The 26,341-nt window shown below is 66.2% G+C and carries 28 protein-coding genes; 10 read left to right on the top strand and 18 right to left on the bottom strand.

Annotation, left to right across the window (positions count from 1 at the left end; all coding sequences use genetic code 11):
- Positions 1 to 4: 4 nt before the first annotated feature.
- Both FFS09_RS12120 and FFS09_RS12125 read left to right on the top strand, forming a co-directional pair.
- On the top strand, positions 5 to 433 hold the full coding sequence (locus FFS09_RS12120) for an organic hydroperoxide resistance protein (protein ID WP_137919132.1): 429 nt from the start codon (positions 5 to 7) through the stop codon (positions 431 to 433).
- A 247-nt stretch (positions 434 to 680) separates the two neighbouring features.
- Positions 681 to 2,051, top strand: a complete 1,371-nt coding sequence (locus FFS09_RS12125) for a Fic family protein (RefSeq protein ID WP_137919133.1) — start codon at positions 681 to 683, stop codon at positions 2,049 to 2,051.
- A gap of 90 nt (positions 2,052 to 2,141) precedes the next feature.
- Here FFS09_RS12125 and FFS09_RS12130 read toward each other — a convergent pair whose 3' ends face one another.
- Positions 2,142 to 2,576 carry a PACE efflux transporter gene (locus tag FFS09_RS12130; protein WP_137919134.1) on the bottom strand — a complete coding sequence of 145 codons (435 nt, stop codon included), beginning with the start codon at positions 2,574 to 2,576 and terminating at the stop codon, positions 2,142 to 2,144.
- A 122-nt stretch (positions 2,577 to 2,698) separates the two neighbouring features.
- Here FFS09_RS12130 and FFS09_RS12135 point away from each other — a divergent pair, with 122 nt between their 5' ends.
- Entirely contained in the window at positions 2,699 to 3,598 is a 900-nt protein-coding gene (locus tag FFS09_RS12135; RefSeq protein ID WP_137919135.1) for a LysR family transcriptional regulator, read from the top strand.
- Positions 3,599 to 3,603: 5 nt separating this feature from the next.
- Here the strand turns inward: FFS09_RS12135 and FFS09_RS12140 are convergent, their stop codons facing one another.
- Complete coding sequence (locus tag FFS09_RS12140) at positions 3,604 to 4,494, bottom strand: LysR substrate-binding domain-containing protein (RefSeq protein ID WP_137919136.1); 891 nt, start codon at positions 4,492 to 4,494, stop codon at positions 3,604 to 3,606.
- Positions 4,495 to 4,594: 100 nt separating this feature from the next.
- On the opposite strand from FFS09_RS12140, the gene FFS09_RS12145 reads away from it, so the two are divergent.
- Together FFS09_RS12145 and dkgB are read left to right on the top strand one after the other, a co-directional pair.
- Positions 4,595 to 5,803, top strand: a complete 1,209-nt coding sequence (locus FFS09_RS12145) for an MFS transporter (RefSeq protein WP_137919137.1) — start codon at positions 4,595 to 4,597, stop codon at positions 5,801 to 5,803.
- A gap of 29 nt (positions 5,804 to 5,832) precedes the next feature.
- A complete protein-coding gene (gene dkgB / locus FFS09_RS12150; RefSeq protein ID WP_137919138.1) occupies positions 5,833 to 6,642 on the top strand; it encodes a 2,5-didehydrogluconate reductase DkgB in 810 nt (269 codons plus the stop codon).
- A 9-nt stretch (positions 6,643 to 6,651) separates the two neighbouring features.
- Here the strand turns inward: dkgB and FFS09_RS12155 are convergent, their stop codons facing one another.
- Complete coding sequence (locus tag FFS09_RS12155; protein ID WP_137919139.1) at positions 6,652 to 7,632, bottom strand: AraC family transcriptional regulator; 981 nt, start codon at positions 7,630 to 7,632, stop codon at positions 6,652 to 6,654.
- Between the two features lie 159 nt (positions 7,633 to 7,791).
- On the opposite strand from FFS09_RS12155, the gene FFS09_RS12160 reads away from it, so the two are divergent.
- Positions 7,792 to 8,622: an NmrA family NAD(P)-binding protein gene (locus FFS09_RS12160; RefSeq protein WP_137919140.1), complete on the top strand. Its 831-nt coding sequence runs from the start codon at positions 7,792 to 7,794 to the stop codon at positions 8,620 to 8,622.
- A 46-nt stretch (positions 8,623 to 8,668) separates the two neighbouring features.
- On the opposite strand, the gene FFS09_RS12165 is transcribed toward FFS09_RS12160, so the two are convergent.
- Positions 8,669 to 9,094, bottom strand: a complete 426-nt coding sequence (locus FFS09_RS12165; protein WP_137919141.1) for a VOC family protein — start codon at positions 9,092 to 9,094, stop codon at positions 8,669 to 8,671.
- A gap of 181 nt (positions 9,095 to 9,275) precedes the next feature.
- On the opposite strand from FFS09_RS12165, the gene FFS09_RS31405 reads away from it, so the two are divergent.
- Positions 9,276 to 9,959 (top strand): LysR family transcriptional regulator, encoded by a 684-nt coding sequence (locus tag FFS09_RS31405; protein WP_171019992.1) that lies wholly within the window; start codon positions 9,276 to 9,278, stop codon positions 9,957 to 9,959.
- Positions 9,960 to 10,212: 253 nt separating this feature from the next.
- A complete protein-coding gene (locus tag FFS09_RS12175; RefSeq protein ID WP_137919143.1) occupies positions 10,213 to 10,461 on the top strand; it encodes a PsiF family protein in 249 nt (82 codons plus the stop codon).
- A gap of 13 nt (positions 10,462 to 10,474) precedes the next feature.
- Here the strand turns inward: FFS09_RS12175 and FFS09_RS12180 are convergent, their stop codons facing one another.
- Positions 10,475 to 11,080: a hypothetical protein gene (locus FFS09_RS12180; protein WP_137919144.1), complete on the bottom strand. Its 606-nt coding sequence runs from the start codon at positions 11,078 to 11,080 to the stop codon at positions 10,475 to 10,477.
- A 97-nt stretch (positions 11,081 to 11,177) separates the two neighbouring features.
- On the opposite strand from FFS09_RS12180, the gene FFS09_RS12185 reads away from it, so the two are divergent.
- Positions 11,178 to 11,408: a hypothetical protein gene (locus FFS09_RS12185; RefSeq protein WP_137919145.1), complete on the top strand. Its 231-nt coding sequence runs from the start codon at positions 11,178 to 11,180 to the stop codon at positions 11,406 to 11,408.
- A gap of 16 nt (positions 11,409 to 11,424) precedes the next feature.
- On the opposite strand, the gene FFS09_RS12190 is transcribed toward FFS09_RS12185, so the two are convergent.
- Genes FFS09_RS12190 through FFS09_RS12215 form a run of 6 tightly spaced genes read right to left on the bottom strand, consistent with a single transcriptional unit; the run spans position 11,425 to position 18,479 of the window.
- A complete protein-coding gene (locus FFS09_RS12190; protein WP_171019993.1) occupies positions 11,425 to 11,817 on the bottom strand; it encodes a RidA family protein in 393 nt (130 codons plus the stop codon).
- A gap of 5 nt (positions 11,818 to 11,822) precedes the next feature.
- Complete coding sequence (locus FFS09_RS12195) at positions 11,823 to 13,466, bottom strand: AMP-binding protein (RefSeq protein WP_137919146.1); 1,644 nt, start codon at positions 13,464 to 13,466, stop codon at positions 11,823 to 11,825.
- A gap of 20 nt (positions 13,467 to 13,486) precedes the next feature.
- Entirely contained in the window at positions 13,487 to 14,686 is a 1,200-nt protein-coding gene (locus FFS09_RS12200; protein ID WP_137919147.1) for an acyl-CoA dehydrogenase family protein, read from the bottom strand.
- Between the two features lies 1 nt (position 14,687).
- A complete protein-coding gene (locus FFS09_RS12205; RefSeq protein ID WP_137919148.1) occupies positions 14,688 to 15,542 on the bottom strand; it encodes an enoyl-CoA hydratase family protein in 855 nt (284 codons plus the stop codon).
- 1 nt (position 15,543) lies between these two features.
- A complete protein-coding gene (locus FFS09_RS12210; RefSeq protein WP_137919149.1) occupies positions 15,544 to 16,044 on the bottom strand; it encodes a MarR family winged helix-turn-helix transcriptional regulator in 501 nt (166 codons plus the stop codon).
- A complete protein-coding gene (locus tag FFS09_RS12215; RefSeq protein WP_137919150.1) occupies positions 16,041 to 18,479 on the bottom strand; it encodes a bifunctional salicylyl-CoA 5-hydroxylase/oxidoreductase in 2,439 nt (812 codons plus the stop codon). Before FFS09_RS12215 ends, FFS09_RS12210 begins: the two co-directional genes overlap by 4 nt.
- Before the next feature lie 135 nt (positions 18,480 to 18,614).
- Here FFS09_RS12215 and FFS09_RS12220 point away from each other — a divergent pair, with 135 nt between their 5' ends.
- Positions 18,615 to 18,941 (top strand): DUF1840 domain-containing protein, encoded by a 327-nt coding sequence (locus FFS09_RS12220; RefSeq protein WP_137919151.1) that lies wholly within the window; start codon positions 18,615 to 18,617, stop codon positions 18,939 to 18,941.
- A 73-nt stretch (positions 18,942 to 19,014) separates the two neighbouring features.
- On the opposite strand, the gene FFS09_RS12225 is transcribed toward FFS09_RS12220, so the two are convergent.
- From FFS09_RS12225 to FFS09_RS12255, 7 genes are all read right to left on the bottom strand, one after another.
- Positions 19,015 to 20,001, bottom strand: coding sequence for a tripartite tricarboxylate transporter substrate-binding protein (locus FFS09_RS12225; RefSeq protein ID WP_137919152.1), 987 nt, complete (start codon positions 19,999 to 20,001; stop codon positions 19,015 to 19,017).
- A 130-nt stretch (positions 20,002 to 20,131) separates the two neighbouring features.
- Positions 20,132 to 21,385 carry a phenylacetate--CoA ligase family protein gene (locus FFS09_RS12230; protein WP_137919153.1) on the bottom strand — a complete coding sequence of 418 codons (1,254 nt, stop codon included), beginning with the start codon at positions 21,383 to 21,385 and terminating at the stop codon, positions 20,132 to 20,134.
- A 42-nt stretch (positions 21,386 to 21,427) separates the two neighbouring features.
- On the bottom strand, positions 21,428 to 22,237 hold the full coding sequence (locus FFS09_RS12235) for an ABC transporter ATP-binding protein (protein WP_137919154.1): 810 nt from the start codon (positions 22,235 to 22,237) through the stop codon (positions 21,428 to 21,430).
- 83 nt (positions 22,238 to 22,320) lie between these two features.
- Positions 22,321 to 23,652, bottom strand: a complete 1,332-nt coding sequence (locus tag FFS09_RS12240; protein ID WP_137919155.1) for an ABC transporter substrate-binding protein — start codon at positions 23,650 to 23,652, stop codon at positions 22,321 to 22,323.
- A gap of 131 nt (positions 23,653 to 23,783) precedes the next feature.
- Complete coding sequence (locus FFS09_RS12245) at positions 23,784 to 24,860, bottom strand: branched-chain amino acid ABC transporter permease (RefSeq protein ID WP_137919156.1); 1,077 nt, start codon at positions 24,858 to 24,860, stop codon at positions 23,784 to 23,786.
- A 9-nt stretch (positions 24,861 to 24,869) separates the two neighbouring features.
- Positions 24,870 to 25,799, bottom strand: coding sequence for a branched-chain amino acid ABC transporter permease (locus tag FFS09_RS12250; RefSeq protein ID WP_137919157.1), 930 nt, complete (start codon positions 25,797 to 25,799; stop codon positions 24,870 to 24,872).
- 14 nt (positions 25,800 to 25,813) lie between these two features.
- The coding region (locus FFS09_RS12255) for an ABC transporter ATP-binding protein (RefSeq protein WP_137919158.1) at positions 25,814 to 26,341 on the bottom strand (528 nt) is incomplete at its 5' end.

Genomic DNA, 26,341 nt, shown 5'->3' on the forward strand with positions numbered 1-26,341 from the left:
CACCATGCCTACGTCCCTCGACAAAGTTCTGTACACCGCCCGCGCCCACACCACCGGCGGCCGCGAAGGCGCCTCGCGCACCGACGATGGCCTGCTCGACGTGAAGCTGTCCCCGCCCAAGGCCATGGGTGGCGCGGGCAACGCGACCAATCCCGAGCAGTTGTTCGCCGCCGGCTACTCCGCGTGTTTCATGGGCGCGCTCAAGCACGTGGCGGGCATGAAAAAGGTGGCCGTGCCGGCCGACGCATCGATCGACGCCGAAGTCGACATCGGCCCCATCCCGGCCGGCTTCGGCATCGCCGCCCGCCTGGCCGTGAGCCTGCCCGGCGTGGACCGCGCCGTGGCGCAAGACCTGGTGGACGCCGCGCACAAGGTGTGCCCGTACTCCAACGCCACGCGCGGCAACATCGACGTGACGATCACGCTGAAGTAAGCCGGCGGTTCGTTTCGCAAAAAAAGGCCCATCCGGTTCGCGCCGGGTGGGCCTTTTCTTTTGCTCGGCGCCGGGCTGCGCAAGGCAGCGGCCGCTGGTTCAACCTGGAAGCTTTCTTGTCATAGTCCCTCAATCGCACCATTAATCTTGTCAAAAACTTGTCAAAATGATAAGAATAGAGATTAATCTTGTCAAAATGACGAGATTCGGGCCCTCATTCTCCTCAGCCGACAAGATTTTCTGCGCCATGACCACCCCACCTCTGTCGCCCCGTCACGAATCGTTGCTGCGCCTGGTCCTCGCCGCCGGGGCGCCCGTACAGCCTGGTGCGCTGGAACAGTCTCTCCAAGCTTCTCGGCCCACCGTCAACCGGGCCTTGCGAGACCTCTTGGCTTCCGGGTTTCTGGAGAGGCTGGGGAGCGGCAGATCCACTCGCTACGTGGTCACCGATGTGGGCAAGGCTACCCTGGGGGCTCTGCCTTCAGCGACACCCACGTCAGCCGGACCTGGCCTGCTTCAGTGGTCGCCGGCGGCCCTGCCCTTGGTCGAAACGCTTCGAGCACCTCTGGGAACCCGCACCCCGACAGGCTACGAAAGCAGTTTTGCGGACAACTACATCCCGAACCAGTCCAGCTTGCTGCCACCGCAGCTGGCCACCGACTTGTTCAACGCCGGCCGTGGCCGGGACCAGCAACCCGCGGGAACCTATGCCCGCGAGGTTCTGGAGCAGTTGCTCATCGACCTGTCCTGGTCGTCATCGCGCCTGGAGGGCAACAACAAGAGCTTGCTCGACACCAAGGAACTCTTCGAACTCGGGGAGCAAGCTGGCCCGCTCGACGAAGACACCCTGATGCTGCTCAACCACAAGAGTGCCATCGAGTTCATGGTCGACGCTGTGCCAATCGAGGGCATCACCGTACCCGTCATCGTCGACCTGCAGGCCAAGTTGATGAGGGACCTCATGAAGGACTCGCGGGACATTGGCAGCATGCGCAGGCGTGTGGTGAACATCGACGGCTCTGTCTACTCCCCGAGCAATATCCCCACGCTCCTGGAAGAAACGCTGAAGTCCATCATCGACAAGGTCCGCAACATCCGAAACCCGGTGGAGGCCGCATTCTTCCTCTGGGTCAACGTGGCCTACCTGCAGCCCTTTGCGGATGGCAACAAGCGCACGAGTCGTCTGAGCGCCAACATGCCGCTCTTGTTGCACAACTGCGCACCCCTGTCCTTCCTGGACGTGGAGCGCACCGACTATGCGACAGCCATGCTCGGCGTCTACGAACAGCGCAACGTCGCCGCGGCTGTGGAGCTGTTTGAATTCATCTACCGCCGCTCGATTCAGAAGTACAGCGTGCTACGAGCCTCCCTGACCGTGCCCGACCCGCTTCGTGCCCGATACCGGCAGGCCCTGAATGAACTCATGCAGTTCGTCGTTTTCTATGGTCGAACGCTGGAAGACGCGTTGCCGGCGGTGCACGTCGACGCCACTGACCTGACCGCGTTGCGCGTCATCGCGAACACCGAACTGGACCACCTGGAGCCCTACAACTGCGCCCGCTACAACCTCGCGCGAAGCAAGACGCAGAAATGGATTGACGACGGGCGGCCCAGGTAATCGGCCAAGGCTCACTCTTTGGGATGATCCACGCCCGGTGCATTGCGCAGCCTGGCGCCAACGCAAACGCCTAACAGACCGAGTGGCCGATCAGGCCAGCGAAGGCTCCTGCGCCGACGAGGGCAGCCCAAAGACGCGGTCGAACATCAGGTTGAACACGAAGGTGTAGATCAGGAAGAACACGATCAGGCCGAGGTCGAGCACGAAGGCCTGCCACAGCGAGATCTCCAGCCACCAGGCGAACAGCGGCACCAGGGTGACCACCAGCCCACCTTCAAAACCGATCGCGTGCGCCACCCGGCGCCAGAAACCGCGGCCCTTTTTCGCCTGGCGGGCTTCCCAACGCTCGAACAGGGTGTTGAAGACCAGGTTCCAGACCACCGCGACGGCCGAGGCGGCCACCGCGGCGACGCTGGCATGGCCCATTTCGCTGCCCGACAACAGGGCCAGGCCCGCGGTGGACATGGCAATGGCGATGAGTTCGTAGAACGTGATGTAGACGATTTTGCGTTTGATGCCTTGCATGGCGACTCTCTCTCGAAAAGGGTTCCGGCCCAACCGGTCTGGTGGGCGATGGGGGCATGTTAGGACGATTTTTCTGACGCTAAAAGTCAGAAGCTTTCAGAATTTCTGATAAGTTGCGGCCCATGGCCTTCTCCAGCGACAACGTCCGCGTGTTCCTTGCCGTGCTCGACAGCGGCTCGTTTTCGGCCGCCGCGCGCCAGCTGGGCCGCGTGCCGTCGGCGGTGAGCATGACGATCGCCAACCTGGAGGCCGAGCTGGATCTGGTGCTGTTCGACCGCAGTTCGCGCGAACCCCGGCCGACCGACGTGGCGCGCGCGCTCGAACCGCAAGCCCGTCAGCTGGCCAGCCAGCTGCGCCAGTTGCAGGCCCACGCCGAGGGCTTGCACCAGGGGCTGGAGCGCCAACTCACCATCGCCATTGCGCCCGAGCTGCTGTCGGCGCCCTGGAGCGAGCCGCTGGCCGTGCTCGCCAAGGAGTTTCCGGCGCTGATCGTCGAGGTGCTGTCGGCGCCGCAGTCGGATGCGCTGCGCATGCTGCACGCGGGCGATGCGCACCTGGCGCTGGTGTTCGAGCGCCCCGGCACCGACGAACGCGAGGGGTTCCAGGAACTGGGGCAGGAAATCCTGGTGGCCGTCATCTCGCCCACGCATCCCGAAACCCTGGCGCGCCAGGGCGCGCTGCAGTTGAACGACCTGATCGACATCCGCCAGATCGCGGTGGTGAGCCGCGACCCGCGCGGGCGCGATCCGCGCCTGCTGCTGGCGCGCCATATCTGGCGCACCGACAGCCACCTTGCCACGCTGCGCCTCGTGCAGGCGGGCCTGGGCTGGGCGTACCTGCCGCGCAGCCTGGTCGAACCGCTGGTGTCTGCCGGCACCCTGGCGGAGATCCGCTTCAACAACATCAGCAACGAGTTGCGCGTGTGGGTGGACGTGGTGTGGCACACCGATCGGCCGATGGGCCTGGGCGCCAAGCGTTTCATCGAACTGATGCGGCAAGCTGCCGCCCGGCCCGCGGGCTGAGCCCGTCAGGCCGGCGCCAGCCGCAGCGCCAGAAAGTCCACGAAGCAGCGGATGCGCGAGGCCAGTTCGGTGTTGCGGTAGTACACCGCATTGACCGGTTGCCGCACCTCCAGCGTGTCGCGCATCAGCACCTGCACCAGGTCGCCCCTGGCACGGTCGGCCTCGGTCACGAAGTCGGAAATGCAGGCGATGCCCACACCCGCCAGCGCCAGTTGGCGAACGGTTTCGCCGCTGGAGGCCGCGACGTCCGGGGTGATCCCCAGGCCGTCGCCCTCGGGGTGGCGCAGCGGCCAGGTGTTGAGGCTTTCCGGCTGCGTGAAGCCCAGCAGCGTGTGCCGGTTCAGGTCGCTCACCTTGGTCGGGCGGCCGGCCTTCTTCAGGTACGCCGGACTGGCCAGCAGGCGCAACCGGTAGGACGTGAGCGGCCTCGCGTGCAGCGTGGAGTCGCGCAGCGCGCCGATGCGCACGGCCACGTCGGCGCGGTGCTCGATCAGGTCGACGATGTTCTCGCTGCTGTGCAGTTCGAGTTCGATGTCGGGGTACTCGGCCAGGAAATCGTTCACCAGCGGCACCAGCACATGCAGGATGAAAGGCGAGGCCGCGTTCACGCGCAACTTGCCGGCGGGCTTGAGGTGGCGGCAGGCCAGCTCGTCCTCGGCGGCCTCGACCGACTGCAGGATCTCGCGCGCCCGCGCCAGGAACAAAGCCCCCTCTTCGCTCAACTCCAGGCGGCGCGTGGTGCGGCGCATCAGCGTGGTGTTGAGCTTCTGCTCCAGGCGGCTGAGCGCGCGGCTGATGCCCGAGCTGGTCTGCTCCAGGCGCTCGGCGGCGGCACTGATGGAGCCGGTGTCCACCACGGTCTTGAAGGCCAGCAGTTCGTCGAGGGTGGTTTTCATTCTTGAATTTTCAGCACAAATGTTGTTCCCGACAACCGCTTTTTCTCAAGAAAGAACCGGCCCACACTGCGAACCTTTCCAGCCCCTTCGGAGTGGTTTCATGCCTCTAGCCTTGCTCGCGCTGACCATCAGCGCCTTCGCCATCGGGACGACCGAGTTCGTCATCGTCGGCCTCATCCCCACCATCGCGGCCGACCTCGGCGTGGGCCTGCCTTCGGCCGGCCTGCTCGTCAGCCTGTACGCGCTGGGCGTTGCCGTGGGCGCGCCGGTGCTCACCGCGCTCACCGGCAAGGTGCCGCGCAAGACGCTGCTGCTCTCGCTGATGGCACTCTTCACGGTCGGCAACCTGCTGGCCTGGCTCTCGCCCGGGTACGAAACGCTGATCGGCGCGCGCATCCTCACCGGGCTGGCACACGGCGTGTTCTTCTCGATCGGCTCGACCATCGCCACCGGCCTGGTGCCCAAGGAGAAAGCGGCCAGCGCGATCGCCACGATGTTCAGCGGCCTCACCGTGGCCCTGGTCACCGGCGTGCCGCTGGGCACCTTCATCGGTCAGCACTTCGGCTGGCGCGCCACCTTCCTCGCGGTCGCCGCTCTGGGCGTGGTGGCCATCATCGGCAGCCTGCTGTTCGTGCCGCGCAAACTGGCGCATAGCCAGCCGGCCTCGCTGCTGCAACAGGTGTCCGTGTTGAAGCAACCGCGCCTGCTGCTGGTGTACGCCATGACGGCCGTGGGTTACGGCGGCACCTTCGTGGCCTTCACCTACCTTGCGCCCATGCTGCAGCAGATCACCGGCTTTCAGGCCGGCGCGGTGGGCTTCGTGATGCTGGCCTACGGCGTCTCGGTGGCCGTGGGCAACATCTGGGGCGGCCAACTGGCCGACCGCAAGGGCCCTGTGGGCGCGCTCAAGCTCATCTTCTCGCTGCTCGCGCTGGTGTTGCTGGTGCTCACCTTCACCGCCTCGAACCCATGGCTCATGGTGCTGACCGTGTTGGCCTGGGGCGCGGTGGCGTTTGGCAACGTGGCGGGCCTCCAGGTCTACGTGGTGCAGCAGGCCGAGCGCTTCGCGCCCAAGGCCATTGACGTGGCCTCGGGCCTGAACATCGCGGCCTTCAACCTGGGCATTGCGCTGGGCGCCTGGGGCGGTGGACACATCGTCGACGGCATCGGTCTGCAACACACACCCTGGATCGGCGCGCTGGTGGTGCTCGGCGCGCTGGGCCTCACCGTGCTCAGCGGCCGGCTCGATGCGCGCGACCCCGCGCCGGCCCGCAGCACCGGGCGCACCGCCTACGCCGGTAGCCACTGATTCCTTTTCCTTTTTTTGAAAGACACACCATGAACACCACCACCCCTTCCTTCGGTCTGGGCACCTTCCGCCTCAAGGGCCAGGTCGTCATCGATTCCGTGCGCGAAGCGCTCAAACTCGGCTACCGCCACATCGACACGGCGCAGATCTACGGCAACGAAGCCGAGGTCGGCCAGGCCATCGCCGAGAGCGGCGTGCCGCGCAGCGAGCTCTTTGTCACCACCAAGATCTGGACCGAGAACCTGGGCGCCGACAAGCTTGTGCCCAGCTTGCAGGAGAGCCTGCGCAAGCTGCGCATGGAGCGCGTGGACCTGACGCTGATCCACTGGCCCTCGCCCGCCAACGCGGTGCCGCTGAAGGACTCCCTGCACGCGCTGCAGGCCGCTCAGGCCCAAGCCCTGACGTCGCAGATCGGCGTCTCCAACTTCACCGAGAAATTGCTGCGGCAGGCCATCGACGTGGTGGGTGCGAAGACCATCGCCACCAACCAGATCGAATGGCACCCCTACCTGCAAAGCCCCCGGCTCGTGGCCTTCGCGCGCCAGCAGGGCATTCACCTGACCTCGTACATGACGCTGGCGTATGGCAAGGTGCTGGGCGACCCGGTCATCCAGGCCATCGCGCAAGCACGCGGCTGGACGCCCGCGCAAGTCACGCTGGCCTGGGCCCTGCAACGCGGCTTCGCGGTGATTCCTTCGTCCACGAAGCGCGAGAACCTGCAGAGCAACCTGCGGGCGCCCACGCTGCGCCTGAGCGATGAAGAGATGGTGCGCATCGACGCGCTGGACCGGGGCGAGCGCCTGGTGGACCCCGAAGGTCTGGCACCCGCTTGGGATTGATGTGCGCCTTCAGGCGCGAACGCCGGTGGCTTGCGCCCCACGCCGGGCCGCTTGGCGTGCCGCGCCCGGCGAAGTGCCGACCCAGCGCTTGAACGCCCGGCTGAACGCCGCCTCCGACTCATACCCATGCCGGCTCGCCATCTCGGCCAGCGGCGCATCGTCCTCCTTCAACTGCGCCAACGCGAGGTGCATGCGCCAGCGCGCGATGTACTGCATGACCGGCTCCCCCACGCGCGCGGTGAACCGGGCCGACAGCGCCGAGCGCGACATCGCCACTTCGGACGCAAGCGACGCCACCGTCCAGGCCCGGGCCGGGTCGAGGTGGATGAGCGCCAGCGCGCGGCCGATCTGCTTGTCTTGCAGCGCACCGATCCACCCCGTTTGCGCGGCCGGGTCTTGCGCCATCCACGTACGGATCGCCTGGATCACGAGGATGTCGGCCAGCCGCGTGATGATGGTCTCGCCCCCAGGCAGCAGCGTGCGCGCTTCCGACGTCATCAGCCGCAGGCTGTGCTGCATCCACTCGTGCTGCCCTTCGCTGGTGGTGTCGAAGCAGAGCAGCTTGGGCAGCAGCCGGACGAGCCGTTCGGCCGCCGGGTGATCGAAGCGCACCACGCCGCAGACCATGCTGGTCGCAGCGCCGCCGCCGCCGTGGCGCAGGACTTCGTAGCGCTCGCTGATCGTCTGGCGCGGCAGGTCGAACAGCCCGACCGTGGGCACCTCGGGATCGCTGTAGAAGGCGTGGCCCTCGCCGTGGGGCACCAGCGCGAACTCACCGGGCCGCAACAGCCGCGGCTCCATGCCCGGCACCGCGATCCAGCAAGCGCCCGCGGTCACGACGTGGAACATCAGGCAGTCGTCGAACGCGGGCAGCGTCACCGACCAGGGTGTCGTGAGTTCGGAGCGGCAGTAGAAGCTGCCGCTCATGCGCAAGAAATGCAGCGCCTCGCCAAGCGGGTCCACGGCGGGCCAGAGGTCTTTCACTTTCATGTCCGTGAGTATTCACCGGGGCGCTGCAGCCGTCCAGACAGACTGGACGAATAGTCATGAATTGGCGCTTTTGAATCATTGTTGATCCCAGTCGGCCTGCGGACACTGGACGTCTGGCAAGCCGGCATTTCCGCCGGATCCGTTCTCAAGGAGATTGAAATGAAGACACCTCAACCCACCCTGGTCCTGGGCAGCAACGGCAAGACCGGTCGCCGTGTGGCACAGCGCCTGAGCGCGCTCGGCCTGCCCTGGCGCGCGGGCTCGCGCACCGCCACCCCCCCGTTCAGCTGGGAAGACCCGGCCACCTGGGCGCCCGCGCTGCAGGGCATGGGCTCGGTGTACATCTCGTACTTTCCGGACATCGCCGTGCCCGGCGCGGCGGACACCGTGGGCGCGTTCGCCCGGCTGGCCGTGCAACACGGCGTGCGGCGGCTGGTGCTCTTGTCCGGGCGCGGCGAAGAAGGCGCGCTGCTCGGCGAGCAGGCGGTGCAGGCCTCGGGCGCGGACTGGGCCGTGGTGCGCGCCACCTGGTTCAACCAGAACTTCAGCGAGGGCAACTTCCTCGACATGGTGCGGGCGGGTGAGCTCACGCTGCCCGTGGGCGACGTGCCCGAACCGTTCGTGGATGCCGACGACATCGCCGACGTGGCGGTGGCCGCGCTGACGCAGGACCGCCACGTGGGCCAGGTCTACGAGCTGACCGGCCCGCGTTTGCTCACGTTCGCACAGGCGGTCGACGAGATCGCCCGGGCCGCGGGCCGACCGGTGCGCTGCACGCCGATCCCGATGGACGCGTTCACCGCCGGCATCGCCGAGCAAGGCGAACCGCCGGAGGTGGTGGACCTGTTGCGTTACCTGTTCAGCGAAGTGCTGGACGGCCGCAACGCCCACCTGGCCGACGGTGTGCAGCGCGCGCTGGGGCGTGCGCCGCGCGACTTCGCGGAGTTTGCGCGGGATGCTGCGGCGAGTGGGGTGTGGGCGGCGCGGTGACGGGGCGTCCGCATCCATCACGTGCTCCGACGGCGATGTTCAAGGCTCAGGCGTCCTTCCCGTCCTGCTCGTTCATCGCGTTCATGTCCATGAAGACCGCCTCGAACACGTGGCCGTCGGGGTCGGCGAACGAACGGTTGTACATGAACCCCAAGTCCATGGGCGCGCGCACATCGGCCAGGCCGCCAGCACCTGCAGCGGCCTTCGCCATGGCATCGACCTCCTCACGGCTGTCGGGCGTCAGGGCCATCAGCACCTCCGTGGTCTTGTGCGCGTCGGCGATGCGTCGCGGCGTGAATGTGGCGAAGTACTCGTTGGTCAGCAACTGCAGCGTGATGGTGTCCGACCAGACCATGCTCGAGGCCTGGTGGTCGCTGAACTGGTCGTTCTTCTCGCAGCCGATCGCCTGATAGAAACGGGTCGCCGCGGCGAGGTCCTTGACGGGCAGATTCACGAAAATCATCTTGGGCATGAGCGTTCTCCTGGGTTGGGTGGTTGACGACGCCGGTGGGCGTTCCTGGGTACGACGAACGGGCCTCCAGAAAATCGACAAGCCGACCTTCAGCGCACGCTTTCCACGTCCGGATTTATCGTAGATTCCCGGCTGCCATCGAACCAACGAAACTTTTCCGCGGATGCCATGCGCACCACGCATGGCCACGTCATCCATGCCCTCTGGATTGCCTCCTCTGTATGCGCTGCAAGCGTTCGTTGTCGCGGCCCGTGTGGGCAGCTTCACCGGCGCCGCCGAGCAACTGCACCTGACGCAAAGCGCGGTCAGCCGCCAGGTGCAGTTGCTGGAAGACTATTTCGGCTGCCCGCTGTTCGTGCGACAAGCGCGCGGCCTCAGCCTGACCCGGGAAGGCAAGGACCTGTTGCCCGAGGTCGTCGAGGCCATGGCTTCACTGGTGAGGGCCAGCGCACGGATCAAGCGCTCGATGGACGCGCTCTCGGTGCAGTTGCCGCCCACCTTCTCGCTGCGCTGGTTCCTGCCGCGCCTGCCCAAGCTCAAGGCGGCGCTGCCGGCGCTCGATGTGCGCGTGGCCACGCACTGGACCGATGCCCCTGACTTCAGCCGCGCAGACGTCGATGTCATCGTCGCGCACGGCGACGGCAGCTGGACAAATGTGCACGCCGTTCCCGTGATGCGGGAGATGCTGCTGCCGTATTGCTCGGCGGCGGTGGCAGCGACCCTCGGCGACCCGGCGCTGCGGACGACTTCAAACTCGTCACACCGTTCGAGTCGCCCGTGGCCAGTGGCAACAGCTACTACCTCACCTACCCGCCCTAGCGCGCCGAACAAGCCAAAATCATCGCCTTTCAGGCGTGGCTGCTGAACGAGGCGCGCGTGTCGTAGTTTCCGAACAGAGCGGCGCGAAGCACAGGGCGCACGCAACGAAAGCCATCGAGCAGAGAAATCCGAAGACCGCGCACCTCTGTCTCTCGGCACGGGCGCAATGTTCCGCAGCCACTGAACAGTGGCCCGAATCCCCCGCCTTCGCGTGCCACGCAACATACCCCCTACCGGTATTCTTGACAGCGACACAGCCAAGCCCTTCAATGGGGTCTTCGTTGTTCCTGGAGATATCCATGCGCCTTGTCGTCCTGTGCTCGTTCGCGGTGGCCGCCCTCATGCCTCTGGCTTCCTTTGCCGAGGGCCCGAGTTGCAACGCCAGCGCCGCCGAGAAGAAACTCGCCGGTGCGGCCAAGACCTCGTTCCTGAAGAAGTGCGAGCGGGATGCGGCCACGGCGTGCACCACCACCGCGGCCGACAAGAAACTGGCGGGCGCCGCGAAGAACAGTTTCACCAAGAAGTGCACGCGCGACGCCGTGGGCTGAACGCCCACGCGGCTTACAAGCCGGTCAGCGCGCCGTAGGCTTGGCGTGTGCGCGGCGACACCGAGGCCAGCACCTGTTCGTGGCGCGTCTGGTGGCGCCGCAGCAGGCGGGCCGACGCGATGCTGCGCGAGCGGCAATACCAGTGGCAGGTGTGCTGCATCAGGAACAGCTCGGCCGACAGGGTGAACGCCTTGTCGCGCGGTGAGCGCTGCTCGCGGTTGGCCACGGCGTCGACAATGCCTTGTGCATGGATGGCGAAGGCCTGGCGCACATCGAAGCTGAAGCCCGGCAGCAGGCGGTTGGCCCAGGGCACAGCCAGAGGGAGCGTGCTCACGCGCGCGGACACCGGGTCGACCTTGCCGAAATCGCTGGCAAAGCGCGAAAACTGATCGGCCAGGCTCGACTCGGCGCCGGTCAACAGGCTCCAGATCTGCTCGCGGCGCTCGGGGTCGCTCTCGCCGAGCGCGCGCAGGTAGCCCTCGGTAAGGTTCTCCATGAGCGTCTCGATCTGGTACTGCCCGAGGTGGCGCCCCAGCAGCGCGATGCGTTGTTTCTGGTCTTGTGCGTTGAAGAAGACGATGCCAAAGGCAACCGCCAGCGACAGAATGAGAATGTCCATAGGTGAGGTGTGTAAGCAGGACGCCAGTGTAGTGAGCGAAAGTCCTGCGGGAATGCGAGAATCCTTTTTCCCCGCCATCCCTCCCTATACTCCCCCCATGTTTCTGCGACTTCCCTTTGTTGCTGTTGCCTACGCGGCCGTGGCGTGGGCACTCTGCCTGGCCGGTCTGGCCTGGTTGGGGTCGGCCCTGCTCGATCGCGCGCTGTCGTGGGGCGAGTGGCTGTTGCTCGGCGCTGTGCTGGCGGTGGCCGCGGCGTTCTTCGTCATGAGCCGCCAGCAGCGCCGCCGCCGCCAGATCGACGACATGCGCGACTCCGCGCTCTGGTAACCCCGCCCGCCGTCGCTCAGTCCGGCACCACCGCCGTGACTTCGATCTCCACCTTCGCGCGCTCCTCCATCAGCGCGCTCACCTCCACGCAGGTCATGGCCGGGAAGTTGCGGCCCAGCACCTCGCGGTAGACCTCGCCGAGTTCGCGCAGGCGGGCGTTGTACTCCACGCGGTCGATCACGTACCAGGTCATGCGCACCATGTGCTCCGGCCCTGCATCGGCGCAAGCGAGCACCTCGCGCACGTTGATCAAAGTCTGGCGCGTCTGCGCGATGAAGTCGTCGCTCTCGAACTGTTGCGCGGCGTTCCAGCCGATCTGGCCGCCCACAAAAACGTGGGTGCCGCGCGCGGCGATGCCGTTGGCGTAACCCTTGGGTGCTGCCCAGCCGGGCGGATGCAGGTGTTTCATGGTGATCAGCTTGTCTGTGTGGCTTGCTGGCGCAGCGCGAAGCGCTGCAGCTTGCCGGTTTCGGTGCGCGGCAACTGGGTCACGAAGACCACTTCGCGCGGGTATTTGTAGGGCGCCATGTTGTGCTTCACGTGGTCTTGCAGCGCCTTCACCTGCGACGCGTCCGCTGCTTCGCCGGGTTTGAGCACCACATAGGCCATGACGATCTGGCCGCGTTGTTCGTCGGGCTTGCCGACCACGCCACATTCGGCCACGGCCGGGTGTTGCAGCAACGCGGCTTCCACCTCCGGGCCGGCCACGTTGTAGCCGGCGGTGATGATCATGTCGTCGGTGCGCGCCTGGTAGAAGAAGTAACCGTCCGCGTCCTGGCGGAAAGCGTCGCCGGGGTAGTTCCAGCCGTTCTTCACATAGTTCGCCTGGCGCGGGTCGTCGAGGTACTTGCAACCGGTCGGGCCGATCACCGCGAGCTTGCCGACTTCGCCCAGCGGCAGGGGCTGGCCGTCGTCGTCCACCACGCGCGCTTCGTAGCCCGGCACCACCTGGCCGATCGCGCCGCGGCGCACGGCTTCGGGGGGCGACGAGATGAAGATGTGGAACATCTCGGTCGCGCCGATGCCGTCGAGCATCTCCAGCCCCGTGGCGTCTTTCCAGAGCTGGCGCGTGGCGTCGGGCAAGCCTTCGCCCGCGCTCACGCTCAGGCGCAGGTGGCCGATGCCGTGTTGCTGCGCGAACGCGGCCATCTGGCGGTAGAAGGTGGGCGCGGTGTAGCAGATGGTCGCGCCCACGCGGCCGATGAGCTGCACCATCGCCTCGGGCGTGTAGGGAATGGAGGGGAAATACACCGAGGCCCCCGCCCACATGGGGAACACCAGCAGACCACCCAGGCCGAAGGTGAAGGCCAGCGGTGGCGAGCCGACCACGATGTCGTCGGGCGTGGCGCGCAGCACGTGGCGCGGCCAGGTTTCGCAGGCGGCCAGCACGTCGCCGTGGGTGTGCACGGCGGCCTTGGGTGTGCCGGTGGTGCCCGAGGTGAAGGCCAGCAGCGCGATGTCGGTGTGGGCGGCCGGACAAGGCGTGCCACGTTCGCTCTGGCGCTGCGCCATGGCTTCGAGCGAATGCGGCGGTGCGTCGGCGCCACCGGTGTTGAACGCGAGCAGCGGGATGCCACTCGCGTGGGGATCGGCCGCGAGCGCCGCCTTGAGTTCGCCCTGCAGCTTCACGTCGCACAGCGCCACCGACGGTTGCGCTTTCGCGATGATGGCGCCCAGCTCCTTTGCGCGCAGCAGCGGCATGCTGGCCACGGCGACCAGTCCGGCCTGCACCGTGCCCAGCCAGGCCAGCGCCATGGCCACCGAGTTGCCACCGCGCAGCAGCACGCGGTTGCCGGGCACCAGGCCCAGTTCGACCGTGAGGACATTGGCGATGCGGTTCACCTCCGCTTGCGCCTGCGCATAGCTGAGGGTGCGCTCGTCGCTGCGAAAGAGCGGCCGCTCGGCGTGGCCCGCCGCGAAGGCGCGCTCGAACAGCGCCTGCACGGCGTTGACCTGCGCGGGCAGTTGCAATTCGGGCCGGTCAAAACGCAGCGCCGGCCACTGCTCGGCTGGGGGCAGGCGATCGTGCACGAAGCGGTCGGATTGGGCGGAGGGCATGGCAATTTCCTTCGGGTGCTTCATGGCTTCAGGGCAGCTTTGCCCAGAATCAGCAACTGCACCTCGCTCGCGCCTTCGTAGATGCGCAGCGAGCGGATGTCGCGGTACAGGCTTTCCACCTTCTGCCCCACCTGCACGCCGCGCCCGCCAAACATCTGCAGCGCCATGTCGATCACGCGCTGTGCGTTTTCGGTGGCGGTGAGCTTGGCGCTGGCGGCGGCCGTGGTGTAGGCCGCCGTGCCCGCGCCTTGTGTGGTGCTGCGGTCGCGCTGCCAGGCGGCGCGGTAGGTGAGCAAGGCGGCGGCGTCGATCAGCGCGCTCATCTCGCCCAGACGGGCCTGGGTGAGCTGGAAGTCGGCCAGCGTCTGGCCGAACATCTTGCGCTGCTTCGCGTGCGCCACCGCTTCGGCGAAGGCGCGGCGCGCCATGCCGAGCGCGGCGGCAGCCACCGAAGCGCGGAAGATGTCCAGCGTCCGCATGGCGAGCTTGAAGCCGCCGTGCAGCGCGCCGACCATCGCGTCGTTGCCGACCGTGCAATTCTCGAAGCGCAGCGTGGCCAAGGGGTGTGGCGCCATCACGTGGATGTGTTCGCTGCTGTTCAGGCCGGGTTGCCGGGCGTCGACGATGAAGGCGCTGATGCCGCGCGCGCTGGCGTTCGGATCGGTCTTGGCGAAGACGACATAGAAGTCGGCCAGGTCGCCGTTGCTGATCCAGGTCTTGGTGCCATCGAGTGTCCAGCCCGCAGTGGTCTGCACCGCGCGTGTGGCCATGGCCGCGACGTCGGAACCGGCTTCGGGTTCGCTCAGGGCGAAGGCCGCGATCTTCTCCCCACTGGCCACCGCGTTCAGGTACGCGGCCTGTTGCGCGGGCGTGCCGGCGAGCGTGATCGCGCCGCTGCCCAGTCCCTGCATGGCGAAGGCGAAGTCGGCCAGCGGCGAGTGGAAGGCCAGCGTTTCGCGCAGGACCACGAGCGAGCGCGAATCGAGCGCGGGCAGTGCGCCGCCGTGCGCCGCGGGCACGCAGTAGCGCAGCCAGCCGTCATGGCCCAGGCGTGCCACCCAGTCTTTGCAGGCCGCGCGGTCGTCGGTTTCGTCGACGTGCTGGAACATGGCCCAGTCGGCCAGGCGCTGCGCGGTCTCGCCATGGTGCGCGTCAAAGAAAGGCAGCTCCCACTGCGCTTGCGGTGGGTGCATGCCGTGGGGTTGTTCGAAGGCGACCATGTCAATCCCCTTCGAAGACCGGGCGCTGCTTCGCGGCAAACGCCTCGTACGCGCGTTTGAAATCCTGCGTCTGCATGCAGATGGCCTGTGCCTGTGCTTCGGCCTCGATCGCCTGGTCCAGCGTCATGGCCCATTCCTGGTGCAGCATGGTCTTGGTCATGCCGTGCGCGAAGGTCGGGCCTTGCGCGAGTTGCGCGGCGAGTTTGTGCGCGGCGGGCAGCAGCGCGGCGCTGTCGTGCAGCGCGTTGAAGAAACCCCAGGCATGGCCTTCGGTGGCGGTCATGGCGCGGCCGGTGAACAGCAGCTCGCTCGCGCGGCCCTGGCCGATCATGCGCGGCAGCAGCGCGCAGGCGCCCATGTCGGCGCCGGCCAGGCCGACGCGGGTGAACAGGAAGGCCGTGTTCGTGGTCGGCGTGCCCAGGCGCATGTCGGAAGCCAGCGCCATCATCGCGCCGGCGCCGGCGCACACGCCGTCGATGGCCGCCACGATGGGCTGCGGGCAGGCGCGCATGGCGCTCACCAGCGCACCGGTCATGCGCGTGAAGGCCAGCAGCTCGGGCATGGTCATCTTCGTGAGCGGGCCGATGATTTCGTGCACGTCGCCACCCGAGCAGAAGTTGTCGCCCGCGCCGGTGAGCACCACGGCCTTGATGTCGGTGGCTTTCTGCAAGCCGAGGAACCAGTCGCGCAGCTCGGCGTACGAGTCGAAGGTGAGCGGGTTCTTGCGCTCGGGCCGGTTGAGCGTGACGGTGGCCACGCCTTCGTTCACGCTGAGCGCGAAGTGGGCAGGCGTGTTCGCAGCGACGGGGCCGAACTGGTTGCGCATGGGGTTGTGGTCGGGGATGGGGTGTTTCATGTCATGCCTCGGGCTCGGTGCGGCCGTTGAGTTCCAGTTGGTGTCGTTTCACTTTGCCCAGCAGCTTGTGCAGGCTGTCCAGGTCGCGTGCGCTGATGCCGTCGAAGGCCTCGACGATCCATTGCTCGTGCTGGCGCGCCATGTCGACGAAGCTGGCGCGGCCGAGGTCGGTCAGGCGCACGCGAAAGGCGCGCCGGTCGCCGTCCACGCCCATGCGCTCGACCAGGCCTTCGTTCACGAGCTGGTCGGTGATGCCGGTCACGTTGCCGCCCGTCACCATGAGCCGGTGCGAAAGTTCCTTCATCTTCAGGCCGTCGGGGTGGCGTTCGAGCTGAGCCATGAGATCGAAGCGCGGCAGCGTGGTGTCGAACTGCTCGCGCAGTCCGGTGCGCACGCGTTTTTCGATCAGTTGCGAGCAGGTCAGCAACCGCAGCCACAGGCGCAACTCGTGCGCGTGTTCGCTGTGGGCACGGGCTTCGAGATCGAGTGGTGATTCGTTCATGGCGTGTTCGCGCTGAGGGCTTGCTGGCGTGCGATTTCGCGGTAGAGCTGGTCGCGCCCGCTCTCGTACGGGCGGGGCCATTCGATGGCGCGGGTCTGCAGCTTCGCGGCTTCGTGCAGGGTCCAGGCCGGGTCGGCCAGGTGCGGACGCGCCACGGCGCAGAGGTCGGCGCGGCCCGCGGCGATGATGCTGTTGGCGTGGTCGGCTTCGGTGATCGCGCCCACCGCCATGGTGAGGATGCCGGCCTCGTTGCGCACGCGGTCGGCGAACGGTGTCTGGTACATGCGGCCGTAGACCGGCTTGGCCTCGCGCGTGGTCTGGCCCGAGGAAACGTCGATCACGTCGCAGCCCGCGGCCTTGAACAGGCGCGCGATCTCGACCGCGTCGTCGGGTGTGTTGCCACCGGGCGCCCAGTCGTGCGCGGAGATGCGCACGCTGAAGGGTTTGTCGGCCGGCCACACCGCGCGCATGGCGGTGAACACCTCCAGCGGGTAGCGGCAGCGATTGGCGAGCGAGCCACCGTATTCATCGGTGCGCAGGTTGGTGAGCGGCGTGATGAAGCTCGACAGCAGGTAGCCGTGGGCGCAGTGCAGTTCGAGCCAGTCGAAGCCGGCGTCGGCCGCGCGTTTCGTGGAGGCGACGAAGGCGGCCGTCATCACGTCCATGTCGGCGCGGGTCATGGCGCGTGGCACCTGGTTCTGTTCGCCGTAGGGCACGTCGCTGGCGGAGAGGACCGGCCAGTTGCCGCTGGGCAGCGGTTCGTCGATCTGCTCCCAGCCAAGTTGCGTCGAGCCCTTGGCGCCGCTGTGGCCGAGCTGCAGACCGATCTTCGCGCTGCTGTTACCGTGCACGAAATCGACGATGCGCTTCAAACTGGCCTGTTGCGCATCGTTCCACAGCCCGGGGCAACCGGGTGTGATGCGGCCTTCGGGCGTGGGGCTGGTCATCTCTACCATCACCAGCGCGGCGCCGCCCATGGCGCGCGCGCCCAGGTGCACCAGGTGGTAGTCGCCCACCACGCCATCCACCGCGCTGTACTGCGCCATCGGCGAGACGACGATGCGGTTCTTCAGCGTGAGGCCGCGCACCGTGAGGGGCAGCAGCATCGGTGGTGTCGGGTGCTTCTTCACCGGCGTGCCGGGCTGGGCCTGGGTCTGGAGCCAGGCCTCATAGCCTTCGAGCCACTTCGCATCGCGCAGGCGCAGGTTCTCGTGGCTGATGCGCTGGCTGCGCGTGAGCAGCGAGTAGGCGAACTGCTCGACTTCCATGCCGGTGTAGCGGTCGACGTTTTCGAACCACTCGGTGGAGTTGCGCGCGGCGTTCTGGATCTTGAGCACCTCCACGCCGCGGCGCGCTTCGTAGCCTTGCAACACCTCGGCCACGTCGGCGTTCGAGTGGCGCGAGAACTCGTTGGCCAGATCGATCGCGTCTTCCAGCGCCAGCTTGGTGCCGCTGCCGATGGAGAAGTGCGCGGTGTGCGCGGCGTCGCCCATGAGCACGACGGGTGTCTTGCGGCCGCGATCCGGCGCTGGGCCGCCCCGAGCCGGATCAGCCCCCTCGGGGGGCAGCGACCCGCGCAGCGGCGGAGCGTGGGGGCGAGTTTCTGTCCAGTGCACCCAGGTGTGGCAGATCACGCGCGGGAAGCGGATCCAGATCGCCGAGCCGCGCAGGTGCGTGGCGTTGCTGATGAGCGCGTGGCCGTCCAGATAGGGCGCGAACAGTTTTTCGCAGAAGGCCACGCCCTCTTCCTGGCTCATCTGGTCGATGCCGTGTGCCTGCCACACCGCCTCGGGTGTCTCCACGATGAAGGTGGAGGTTTCGCCGTCGAACTTGTAGGCGTGCGCCTGGAACCAGCCGTGCTCGGTCTGCACGAACGCGAAGGTGAAGGCATCGAAGGTTTTCTTCGTGCCGAGCCAGACGAAGCGGCACTGGCGCGTGTCGATGTCGGGCTGGAAGGTGTCGGCGTAGCGCGTGCGGATGCGGCTGTTGAGGCCGTCGCTGGCGATCACGAGGTCGGCCTGGTATTGCGCGGCGAGCGCCTGGTCGTCGGTCACGTCGGTCTCGAACACCAGTTCCACACCGAGCGCGAGGCAACGCTCCTGCAGGATGTTGAGCAGCTTCTTGCGGCCGATGCCGCAGAAGCCGTGGCCGCCCGAGCGCACACGCCCACCCTTGAAGAAGACCTCGATGTCGTCCCAGTGGTTGAACGCCTCGCCGATCAGCGCGGCCGATTCCGGGTCTGCCTCGCGCAGGTTGCCCAGCGTCTGGTCCGACAGCACCACGCCCCAGCCGAAGGTGTCGAACGGGCGGTTACGCTCCACGATGGTGATGTGCAGCGAGGGATCGCGCCGTTTCATCAACAAGGCGAAGTACAAGCCCGCAGGCCCCCCGCCGATGCACAGGATGCGTTGGAGTGGGGCTTGTGGTGTGTTCATGCCTAATTAGTTTAGACCTGAATCAAATAAGACCAACCGGGAAAACCCTAGCGAGGCCATCTCGACGGTGCGCAATCGCTCTGACGCGGCCGCGCATTGGTGCAAGAATGTTCCGTACTGTCACAGGAGGTATCCATGTCCATCTTCCGCTTCAAGTCCCGAGAAACCGCGGACCTCGTCATGCTGCAGGCGCACGGCAAACGCATGCTCGAAATCGTGGGCAAGGACCCGTCGGGCCCGGGCGTCATCCAGCCCAGCCAGATGCCCGCCGCCGTGGACGCCATCCACGCGGCCGTGGCGTACGACGAGGCGAAACAGAAGCGCCTGAAAGAGGAAGCCATACAGCGCGGCGAACCACCGCCGGAGTTCGAGGCGGTGAGCCTGCGCATGCGCAGCACACCTTTTGTCGAGATGCTGCAACGTTGCGAGAAAGCGGGCGTCGACATCGTCTGGGGCGTCTGACGCAGGCGGCGCCTGGGCGCACCAACAAAGAGGCCGCCCGAAGGCGGCCTTGTTGGCACGAAGCCATTGCGGGTCAGTCGGCGAACTGGCCGGCCGCGTCGATCACGGTCTTGAGCTTGGTGATTTCACCCGCCACAAAGGCCTTGTGGCCCTCGGGCGTGACGCGGTTGTCGGTGACCACGATGGCACCCAGGTCTTCCTCGCGCTTGATGAAGTCGGGGTCCTTCAGCGCCACCTTCAACGCATCGTTGATCTTTTTCTGAATGTCGGGCGGCGTGCCCTTGGGCGCGTACAGGCCGTGCCAGATCGTCAGGTTGAAGTTGCGCAGACCCATCTCCTGCAGCGTGGGGTAGTCCTTGAGCAGCTTGTGCTTGTCCAGGCGCTTGGCGGTGGTGACCGCGAACGCCTTCACCCGGCCGGACTCGATCTGCGCGGTGGTGTTGGTGGTCTGGTCGCACATCACGTCCACCTGCCCGCCCAGCAGGTCGCTCATGGCCGGGCCCGTGCCCTTGTAGGCGATGCTGGTGATGGATTTGTCCAGCTTCATGGCCGACTGCCACATCAGGCCGCACAAATGCGATGCGGAGCCCAGACCGGCGTGCGCAAGGTTGAGCTTGCCGCTGTTGGCGCGGATGTAGGACTCGAAGTCGCGGTAGGTGTTCGCGTTCAGCTTGTTCGTGCCGATCACGGTCATGGGCACGTCGTTGATCATGCCGAGGAACTCGAAGTCTTCCAGCGGCTTGTAGGACAGCTTGCGGTACAGCGACGGCGTGGCGGCCATGCCGATGTGGAACACCAGCAGGGTATAGCCGTCCGGTGCGGCACGGGCCACCTTGGCCGCGCCAATGGTGCCGCCGGCGCCAGCGGCGTTTTCCACCACGATGGTGGTGTTGGGGCCCAGGGACTTGCGCATCGCATCGGCCAGGTGGCGTGCGACGGTGTCGGTCGGGCCAGGCGCGAAAGGCACCACGATGGTGATGGGCTTGTTGGGGTATCCCTGAGCAAAGGCGCCCGACGTGATGGTGGCCGTGATGGCGGCCAGTGCCAGTAACTTTTTCATGCGTGCTCCTTGAGGTGGTAAGGCGACGATCGTAGGGGCGAGGGCCCGAACAGGAATCGCGGAAAACACGTAGCCCGCGACCGGGGAAAACCCTGGTTTGAGGCCGGCGCCGCGCGCATGTTCCCGATGGCTACTGGTAGGAGCGCGCGTCCTCGATCACCTTGCCATCGTTGGGCAGGCTGCCGGGTGGGACCAGTTCGACCTGGGCGCGCAGCTTGGTGACCTCGCGCACGGCGGCCTCGATCTGCTGCTGCAGGCCGTTGTCGGCCTCGCTGGCTTCCACGCGCAGGCACATCTGGTCGTTGGCCATCTCGCCGCTGACCACCAGGCGCGCCTTGGCCACCTGCGGGAAGCGGCGCGCGATGTCGGCCACCTGGGAGGGGTGCACGAACATGCCGCGCACCTTGGTGGTCTGGTCGGCGCGGCCCATCCAGCCCTTGATGCGCGGGGCGCTGCGCCCCGTGGGGCAGGCCCCGGGCAGGATGGCCGAGAGGTCGCCCGTGCCGAAGCGGATCAGCGGGTAGGCCTTGCTGAAGGTGGTGACCACCAGCTCGCCGACCTCGCCGTCGGGCACGGGCTCGCCGGTGCCCGGGCGCACGATCTCGACCAGCACGCCTTCATCGACCACCAGCCCTTCCCGCACCGGCGTCTCGTAGGCCACGAGCCCGAGGTCGGCGGTGGCGTAGGTCTGGTAGACCGCCACGCCGCGCTCGGCAAACCACGCGGTCAGGCTCGGCGGGCACGCCTCGCCGCCCACCGAGGCCTTGCGGATGCTGGAGACATCGGCGCCGGTCTCGGCCGCTTTCTCGAGCAGGATGCGCAGGAAGCTGGGCGTGCCGGTGTAGCCCGCAGGCCGCAGCTCGGCGATGGCCTGCAGCTGCTGCTCGGTCTGTCCGGTCCCGGCCGGGAACACGGTGCAGCCCACCGCCATCGCGCCCGATTCGAGAATGAACGCACCCGGCGTCATGTGGTAGCTGAATGCGTTGTGCACCAGCTCGCCGGTGCGAAAGCCCGCCGCGAAAAGCGCGCGCGCGGTGCGCCAGTAGTCGCGCGTGGCCGCTTCGGGTTCGTAGATCGGGCCGGGGCTGGCGAACACGCGGCCCATGGCCGGGCCCCAACGCAGCGCCGAGAAACCGCCAAAGGGGTCCTTGGCGCGGTGCGCGGTCTGGCGTTGCAGCAACTCGTGCTTGCGGATCACCGGCAAGCGCGCGAGCGCGGCGCGCGAGGTGACCGCCGCCGGGTCCACGTCCGCGAGCAATTCGGCGAAGGCCGGCGCGTTGTTCCGGGCGTGTGCGATCTGCGCCGGCAACGCGGCCATGTGCGCCGCTTCGCGCTCGTGTGGCGATCGGCTTTCAAGCGCATCGAAGAATTCGGTCTGTGCCATGGCTGCAAAAGATGTATGAGATGGAGGTGTCCAGAAATGCGGTCAGGCCAGCCAACGCTTCCTGCGCTTGTAGCTTTTCACGTCCTTGAAGCTCTTGCGCTCGCCGCCACCCATGCCGAGATAAAACTCCTTCACGTCCTCGTTGTTGCGCAGCTCGCTGGCCACGCCGTCCATCACGATGCGACCGCTCTCCATGATGTAGCCGTAGTCCGCGTACTTCAGCGCCATGTTGGTGTTCTGCTCGGCCAGCAGGAAGGTGACCTTCTCCTTGTGGTTCAGGTCCTTCACGATCTCGAACACCTCCTCCACGATCTGCGGCGCCAGGCCCATCGAGGGCTCGTCGAGCAGCATCACGCTGGGGTTGGTCATGAGCGCGCGGCCGATGGCGCACATCTGCTGCTCACCGCCCGAGGTGTAGGCGGCCTGGCTGGTGCGCCGCGTCTTCAGGCGCGGGAAGTAGGTGTAGACCTTCTCCAGGTTCGCCGCGACCTCGGCCTTGCTCTTGCGCGTGTAGGAGCCGGTCATGAGGTTTTCTTCGATCGTGAGGTGGGCGAAGCAGTGCCGCCCTTCCATCACCTGCACCACGCCGCGCTGCACGAGGTCGGCGGGAGACAGGTTCTCGATGCGCTCGCCACGCAACTCGATGCTGCCCTTGGTGACCTCGCCGCGCTCGCCTCTGAGCAGGTTGGAGATGGCGCGCAGCGTGGTCGTCTTGCCCGCGCCGTTGCCACCGAGGATGGCCGCGATCTTGCCGTCGGGCACATTGAGCGAGACGCCCTTGAGCACGAGGATCACGTGGTTGTAGATGACCTCGATGCCGTTGACATTCAGGACGGTGGTGGGTGTGCTCATGGGGATTCCTTGGGGACCATTCGCAAGGCGCGGCGCGCCGGCCTTGCGAATGGCGGCTGGCACGCCAGCCGCCACGGTTCGGTTTAGCTCTGGCAGTCCGCCGGTGTGCGGGCCGACAGCTTCTTGTCGGCCGCGTACTTGGCGGCGGTGGCCTTGATCAGCGGCTTGAGGATCTGCTCATCGGCCTGCAACCAGTCGGAGGTGAACTTCCAGGCCTTGCCGTCCCAGGTGTGGATACGGGCCCAGGCAGCACCCATGTGGTCGGTGCACGAGGTGCTGATGGGGCGCATCACGCCAGCAAAGCCCAGGGCATCCAGCTTGGGCTGGCTCAGGCTCAGGTTCTCCAGACCCCAGCGCACTTGCTCGCCGGTCATGACCTTGCCCTTGCCGAAGCGATCCTGTGCGGCGCGGATGCCCTCGATGCCCAGCATGGCGCTCATCATTCCGCGCATGTAAAGCACCTGTCCCACCTCGTCCTTGGGGCCCGTGCCCTGCCCCTTGTCGTGCACCAGGGCCAGCGTGTCCTTGACCACTTTGGACTGGGGCTCGGCGCCGTGCTGCATGGCCACAGCGTTGTAGCCTTTGGCCCCGTCGGCCAGATCCTTCACGTCGGGCTCGGCGCCCGACCACCACGCGCCATACATTTTCTCGCGCGGGTAGCCCGTGGCCTGTGCTTCCTTGATCGCGGTGGAGTTCATCACGCCCCAGCCCCACAGCACCACATAGTCGGGGCGCGACTGACGGATTTGCAGCCAGGTGGCTTTCTGCTCCACGCCAGGCGCTGTCACTGGCAGCAATTGCAGTTCGAAGCCATGCATTTTGCTGCGCTCCTCCAGCAATGGAATCGGCTCCTTCCCATAGGGGCTGTCGTGGTAGACGAGGGCGACTTTCTTGCCTTTCAGCTTGCCGAAGCCACCTTCTTTTTTGGCGATGTCCTGGAGGATCACGTCGGCAGCCACCCAGTAGTTGCCGGCCAGGGGAAAGTTCCACTTGAACACGGTGCCATCTGCCGCTTCGCTGCGGCCATAGCCAATGGTCACAAGCGGAACCTTGTCCAGTGTGGCCTTCTCGGTGATGGCGTAAGTGGCGCCGGTTGACAGCGGCTGCACCAGCGAGGCGCCGCCATTTTTGCCCTTCAACCGTTCATAGCATTCCACGCTGCGTGCCGTGTCGTATCCGGTTTCGCATTCTTCCCAGAGGAGTTTCACGCCGTTGATGCCGCCGCGGGCATTGACCAGTTTGAAGTAGTCCACGTAGCCGTTGGCCCAGGGTGCGCCATTGGGACCGTAGGGACCGGTGCGGTACGACAGCACGGGGATGAATTGTTCCTTCGCCTGTGCGAAGGCGCTGGTCGAAACGACCGAGGCGCATGCCGCGATGGCGGCTACGGCGAGAACGAGGTTACGAAGCTTCATGGTTGTCTCCTGTGGATAAGGGGAAGCACGGTGGGATCACGTGATGCTGGGCTCTCAAGTAGACGAACATTCGGTGCGGTGTGCATCGGTGTTAGCCAGCAAGCCTCTTGTGGATGAGAAAGAAAAAGAAATCAATGCGGGAACGGCCACAAGCGCATCTTCTGCTTGCCGATCGACCACAGTTTTGCCAGACCATGCGGCTCGACGATCAGGAACCACACGATCAGGCCGCCGAAGATCATCAGTTCGGCGTGCGAGACCCCCGCGGTGGAAATGCTGATGCCGAACAGGCCCAGGAACAGCGGCAGGAACTGGTTGAGCGCGATGGGCAGCACCACGATGAACGCCGCCCCGAAGAAGCTGCCCATGATGGAGCCCATGCCGCCGATGATCACCATGAACAGCAGCCGGAAAGACATGTCCACCGAGAAGGCGCTGGGCTCCCATGCGCCCAGGTAGACGAAGGCCCACAACCCACCGGCGACACCGATGATGAAAGAACTCACGGCGAACGCGCTGAGCTTGGCGTACATCGGGCGGATGCCGATCACGGAGGCGGCCACGTCCATGTCGCGGATGGCCATCCACTCGCGACCGATGGCGCTGCGCACCAGGTTCTTGGCCAACAAGGCCATCACGGCCAGAATGACCAGGCAGAACAGGTACCGGGCCTGTGCGCTTTCGATGGGCATGCCGAACACCTGTAGGTTGGACACCGACACCGCGCCCGAGGGCGTGTCCAGCGTGAACCACTTGATGCGCAGGAACATCCAGTCGCTGAAGAACTGCGCCGCCAGCGTGGCCACCGCGAGGTACAGACCCTTCACGCGCAGGCTGGGCAGCCCGAACAGGATGCCGAAGAACGTCGCGCACAGCCCGCCCAATATCAGCGCCGGGATCAGCGGCATGCCCGGCAAGCGCATGAAGAAGTTGTAGGCGCCGTACGCGCCCACGGCCATGAAGGCGCCCGAGCCCAGCGAGATCTGGCCGCAGTAGCCCACGAGGATGTTCACCCCCAGTGCGGCCAGCGACATGATCACGAACGGAATCAGGATGGCGCGAAAGGCATAGTCGCTCGCCAGCATGGGCACCGCCACGAAGGCCACGGCCAGCAGCGCGGCCATGGCAATGCGGTCCTGCGAGATCGGAAAAATCTGCTGGTCGGCGCCGTAGGAGGTCTTGAATTGACCGTTTTCACGATAGAGCATGGTGTGCTTTCAGACGCGGTCGATAATTTTTTCGCCGAACAAACCTTGTGGGCGGAAGAGAAGAAAAACGAGGGCGAGCACATAGGCAAACCAGATCTCGATGCCGCCGCCCACGAAGGGCCCGAGGTAAACCTCGGAGAGCTTCTCGCCCACGCCGATGATCAGCCCGCCGATGATGGCGCCGGGCACGGACGTGAGGCCGCCGAGGATCACCACCGGCAGCGCGCGCAGCGCCACGGTGGCCAGCGAGAACTGCACGCCGAGCTTGCTGCCCCAGATCATCCCGGCCACCAGCGCCACCACGCCAGCCACGCACCACACGATCACCCAGATGCGGTTGAGCGGAATGCCGATGGACTGCGCGGCCTGGTGGTCGTCGGCCACCGCGCGCAGCGCACGGCCGGTGGCGGTCTTCTGAAAGAACAGGGAAAGCGCCACGACCAGTGTGGCGGCGATGGCCGCGGCGATCACGTCTTCCTTGTTGATCAGCAAGCCGCCCGGGAACACCGAGTCCAGCACGAACACCGGATCTTTCGGCATGCCGATGTCGATCTTGTAGATGTTGTCGCCGAAGATGGTCTGGCCCAGGCCCTCCATGAAGTAAGCGATGCCCAGCGTGGCCATCAGCAGTGTGGCGCCTTCCTGGTTGACCAGGTGGCGCAGCACCAGGCGCTCGATGACCCAGGCCACGACGAACATCATGGCGCCCGCCAGCACGAAGGCGATGAGGTTGGCCGCGATCTGGTTCTCCAGGCCCGTCCACTGCGGAATCCATGCCGAGAAGCGCGCCATGGCCAGCGCGGCAAACAGCACCATCGCGCCTTGCGCAAAGTTGAAGACGCCCGAGGCCTTGAAGATCAGCACGAAGCCCAGGGCGACCAGGGAATACAGCATGCCGGCCATCAGGCCGCCAATCAGGGTTTCAAGAAAGAAAGCCATGGTGTGATTCCCGTTCAGTGACTCGTACCGAGGTAGGCACTGATGACCTCCTCGTTGTTGCGCACGGCCTCTGGGGTGCCGTCGCCGATCTTCTTGCCGTAGTCCAGCACCACCACGCGGTCGGAGATGTCCATCACCACACCCATGTCGTGCTCGATCAGCACGATGGTCGTGCCGAACTCGTCGTTCACATCCAGAATGAAGCGGCTCATGTCCTGCTTCTCCTCCAGGTTCATCCCCGCCATCGGCTCGTCCAGCAGCAGCACCTTGGGCTCCATCGCCAGCGCACGGCCCAGGTCCACCCGCTTTTGCAGGCCGTAGGGCAACTGCCCCACCGGCGTCTTGCGGTGCGCCTGGATCTCCAGGAAGTCGATGATGTGCTCGACGAACTCGCGGTGCGCCTCTTCTTCCTTCTGCGCCCCGCCAATGCCGAACGGGTTGCGGATCGCCTGCATGAACAGGTTGCTCTTGATGCGCAGGTTGCGCCCGGTCATGATGTTGTCGATCACGCTCATGCCCTTGAAGAGCGCGAGGTTCTGGAA

It is taken from the genome of Hydrogenophaga sp. 2FB (genome assembly GCF_005503365.1).
Taxonomy (GTDB): domain Bacteria; phylum Pseudomonadota; class Gammaproteobacteria; order Burkholderiales; family Burkholderiaceae_C; genus Hydrogenophaga.

What these genes read in the sequence shown, in the direction of transcription:
- FFS09_RS12125 (WP_137919133.1), top strand. Translation starts at nt 681, where the DNA reads ATGACCACCCCACCTCTGTCGCCCCGTCACGAATCGTTGCTGCGCCTG.
- FFS09_RS12185 (WP_137919145.1), top strand. Translation starts at nt 11,178, where the DNA reads ATGTTTCTGCGACTTCCCTTTGTTGCTGTTGCCTACGCGGCCGTGGCG.
- FFS09_RS12190 (WP_171019993.1), bottom strand. Translation starts at nt 11,817, where the DNA reads ATGAAACACCTGCATCCGCCCGGCTGGGCAGCACCCAAGGGTTACGCC.
- FFS09_RS12160 (WP_137919140.1), top strand. Translation starts at nt 7,792, where the DNA reads ATGAAGACACCTCAACCCACCCTGGTCCTGGGCAGCAACGGCAAGACC.
- FFS09_RS12210 (WP_137919149.1), bottom strand. Translation starts at nt 16,044, where the DNA reads ATGAACGAATCACCACTCGATCTCGAAGCCCGTGCCCACAGCGAACAC.
- FFS09_RS12205 (WP_137919148.1), bottom strand. Translation starts at nt 15,542, where the DNA reads ATGAAACACCCCATCCCCGACCACAACCCCATGCGCAACCAGTTCGGC.
- FFS09_RS12135 (WP_137919135.1), top strand. Translation starts at nt 2,699, where the DNA reads ATGGCCTTCTCCAGCGACAACGTCCGCGTGTTCCTTGCCGTGCTCGAC.
- FFS09_RS12120 (WP_137919132.1), top strand. Translation starts at nt 5, where the DNA reads ATGCCTACGTCCCTCGACAAAGTTCTGTACACCGCCCGCGCCCACACC.
- FFS09_RS12145 (WP_137919137.1), top strand. Translation starts at nt 4,595, where the DNA reads ATGCCTCTAGCCTTGCTCGCGCTGACCATCAGCGCCTTCGCCATCGGG.
- FFS09_RS12200 (WP_137919147.1), bottom strand. Translation starts at nt 14,686, where the DNA reads ATGGTCGCCTTCGAACAACCCCACGGCATGCACCCACCGCAAGCGCAG.
- FFS09_RS12175 (WP_137919143.1), top strand. Translation starts at nt 10,213, where the DNA reads ATGCGCCTTGTCGTCCTGTGCTCGTTCGCGGTGGCCGCCCTCATGCCT.
- FFS09_RS12195 (WP_137919146.1), bottom strand. Translation starts at nt 13,466, where the DNA reads ATGCCCTCCGCCCAATCCGACCGCTTCGTGCACGATCGCCTGCCCCCA.
- FFS09_RS31405 (WP_171019992.1), top strand. Translation starts at nt 9,276, where the DNA reads ATGGCCACGTCATCCATGCCCTCTGGATTGCCTCCTCTGTATGCGCTG.
- FFS09_RS12220 (WP_137919151.1), top strand. Translation starts at nt 18,615, where the DNA reads ATGTCCATCTTCCGCTTCAAGTCCCGAGAAACCGCGGACCTCGTCATG.
- FFS09_RS12130 (WP_137919134.1), bottom strand. Translation starts at nt 2,576, where the DNA reads ATGCAAGGCATCAAACGCAAAATCGTCTACATCACGTTCTACGAACTC.
- FFS09_RS12225 (WP_137919152.1), bottom strand. Translation starts at nt 20,001, where the DNA reads ATGAAAAAGTTACTGGCACTGGCCGCCATCACGGCCACCATCACGTCG.
- FFS09_RS12180 (WP_137919144.1), bottom strand. Translation starts at nt 11,080, where the DNA reads ATGGACATTCTCATTCTGTCGCTGGCGGTTGCCTTTGGCATCGTCTTC.
- FFS09_RS12165 (WP_137919141.1), bottom strand. Translation starts at nt 9,094, where the DNA reads ATGCCCAAGATGATTTTCGTGAATCTGCCCGTCAAGGACCTCGCCGCG.
- FFS09_RS12140 (WP_137919136.1), bottom strand. Translation starts at nt 4,494, where the DNA reads ATGAAAACCACCCTCGACGAACTGCTGGCCTTCAAGACCGTGGTGGAC.
- FFS09_RS12245 (WP_137919156.1), bottom strand. Translation starts at nt 24,860, where the DNA reads ATGCTCTATCGTGAAAACGGTCAATTCAAGACCTCCTACGGCGCCGAC.
- FFS09_RS12230 (WP_137919153.1), bottom strand. Translation starts at nt 21,385, where the DNA reads ATGGCACAGACCGAATTCTTCGATGCGCTTGAAAGCCGATCGCCACAC.
- FFS09_RS12155 (WP_137919139.1), bottom strand. Translation starts at nt 7,632, where the DNA reads ATGAAAGTGAAAGACCTCTGGCCCGCCGTGGACCCGCTTGGCGAGGCG.
- FFS09_RS12250 (WP_137919157.1), bottom strand. Translation starts at nt 25,799, where the DNA reads ATGGCTTTCTTTCTTGAAACCCTGATTGGCGGCCTGATGGCCGGCATG.
- dkgB (WP_137919138.1), top strand. Translation starts at nt 5,833, where the DNA reads ATGAACACCACCACCCCTTCCTTCGGTCTGGGCACCTTCCGCCTCAAG.
- FFS09_RS12240 (WP_137919155.1), bottom strand. Translation starts at nt 23,652, where the DNA reads ATGAAGCTTCGTAACCTCGTTCTCGCCGTAGCCGCCATCGCGGCATGC.
- FFS09_RS12235 (WP_137919154.1), bottom strand. Translation starts at nt 22,237, where the DNA reads ATGAGCACACCCACCACCGTCCTGAATGTCAACGGCATCGAGGTCATC.
- FFS09_RS12215 (WP_137919150.1), bottom strand. Translation starts at nt 18,479, where the DNA reads ATGAACACACCACAAGCCCCACTCCAACGCATCCTGTGCATCGGCGGG.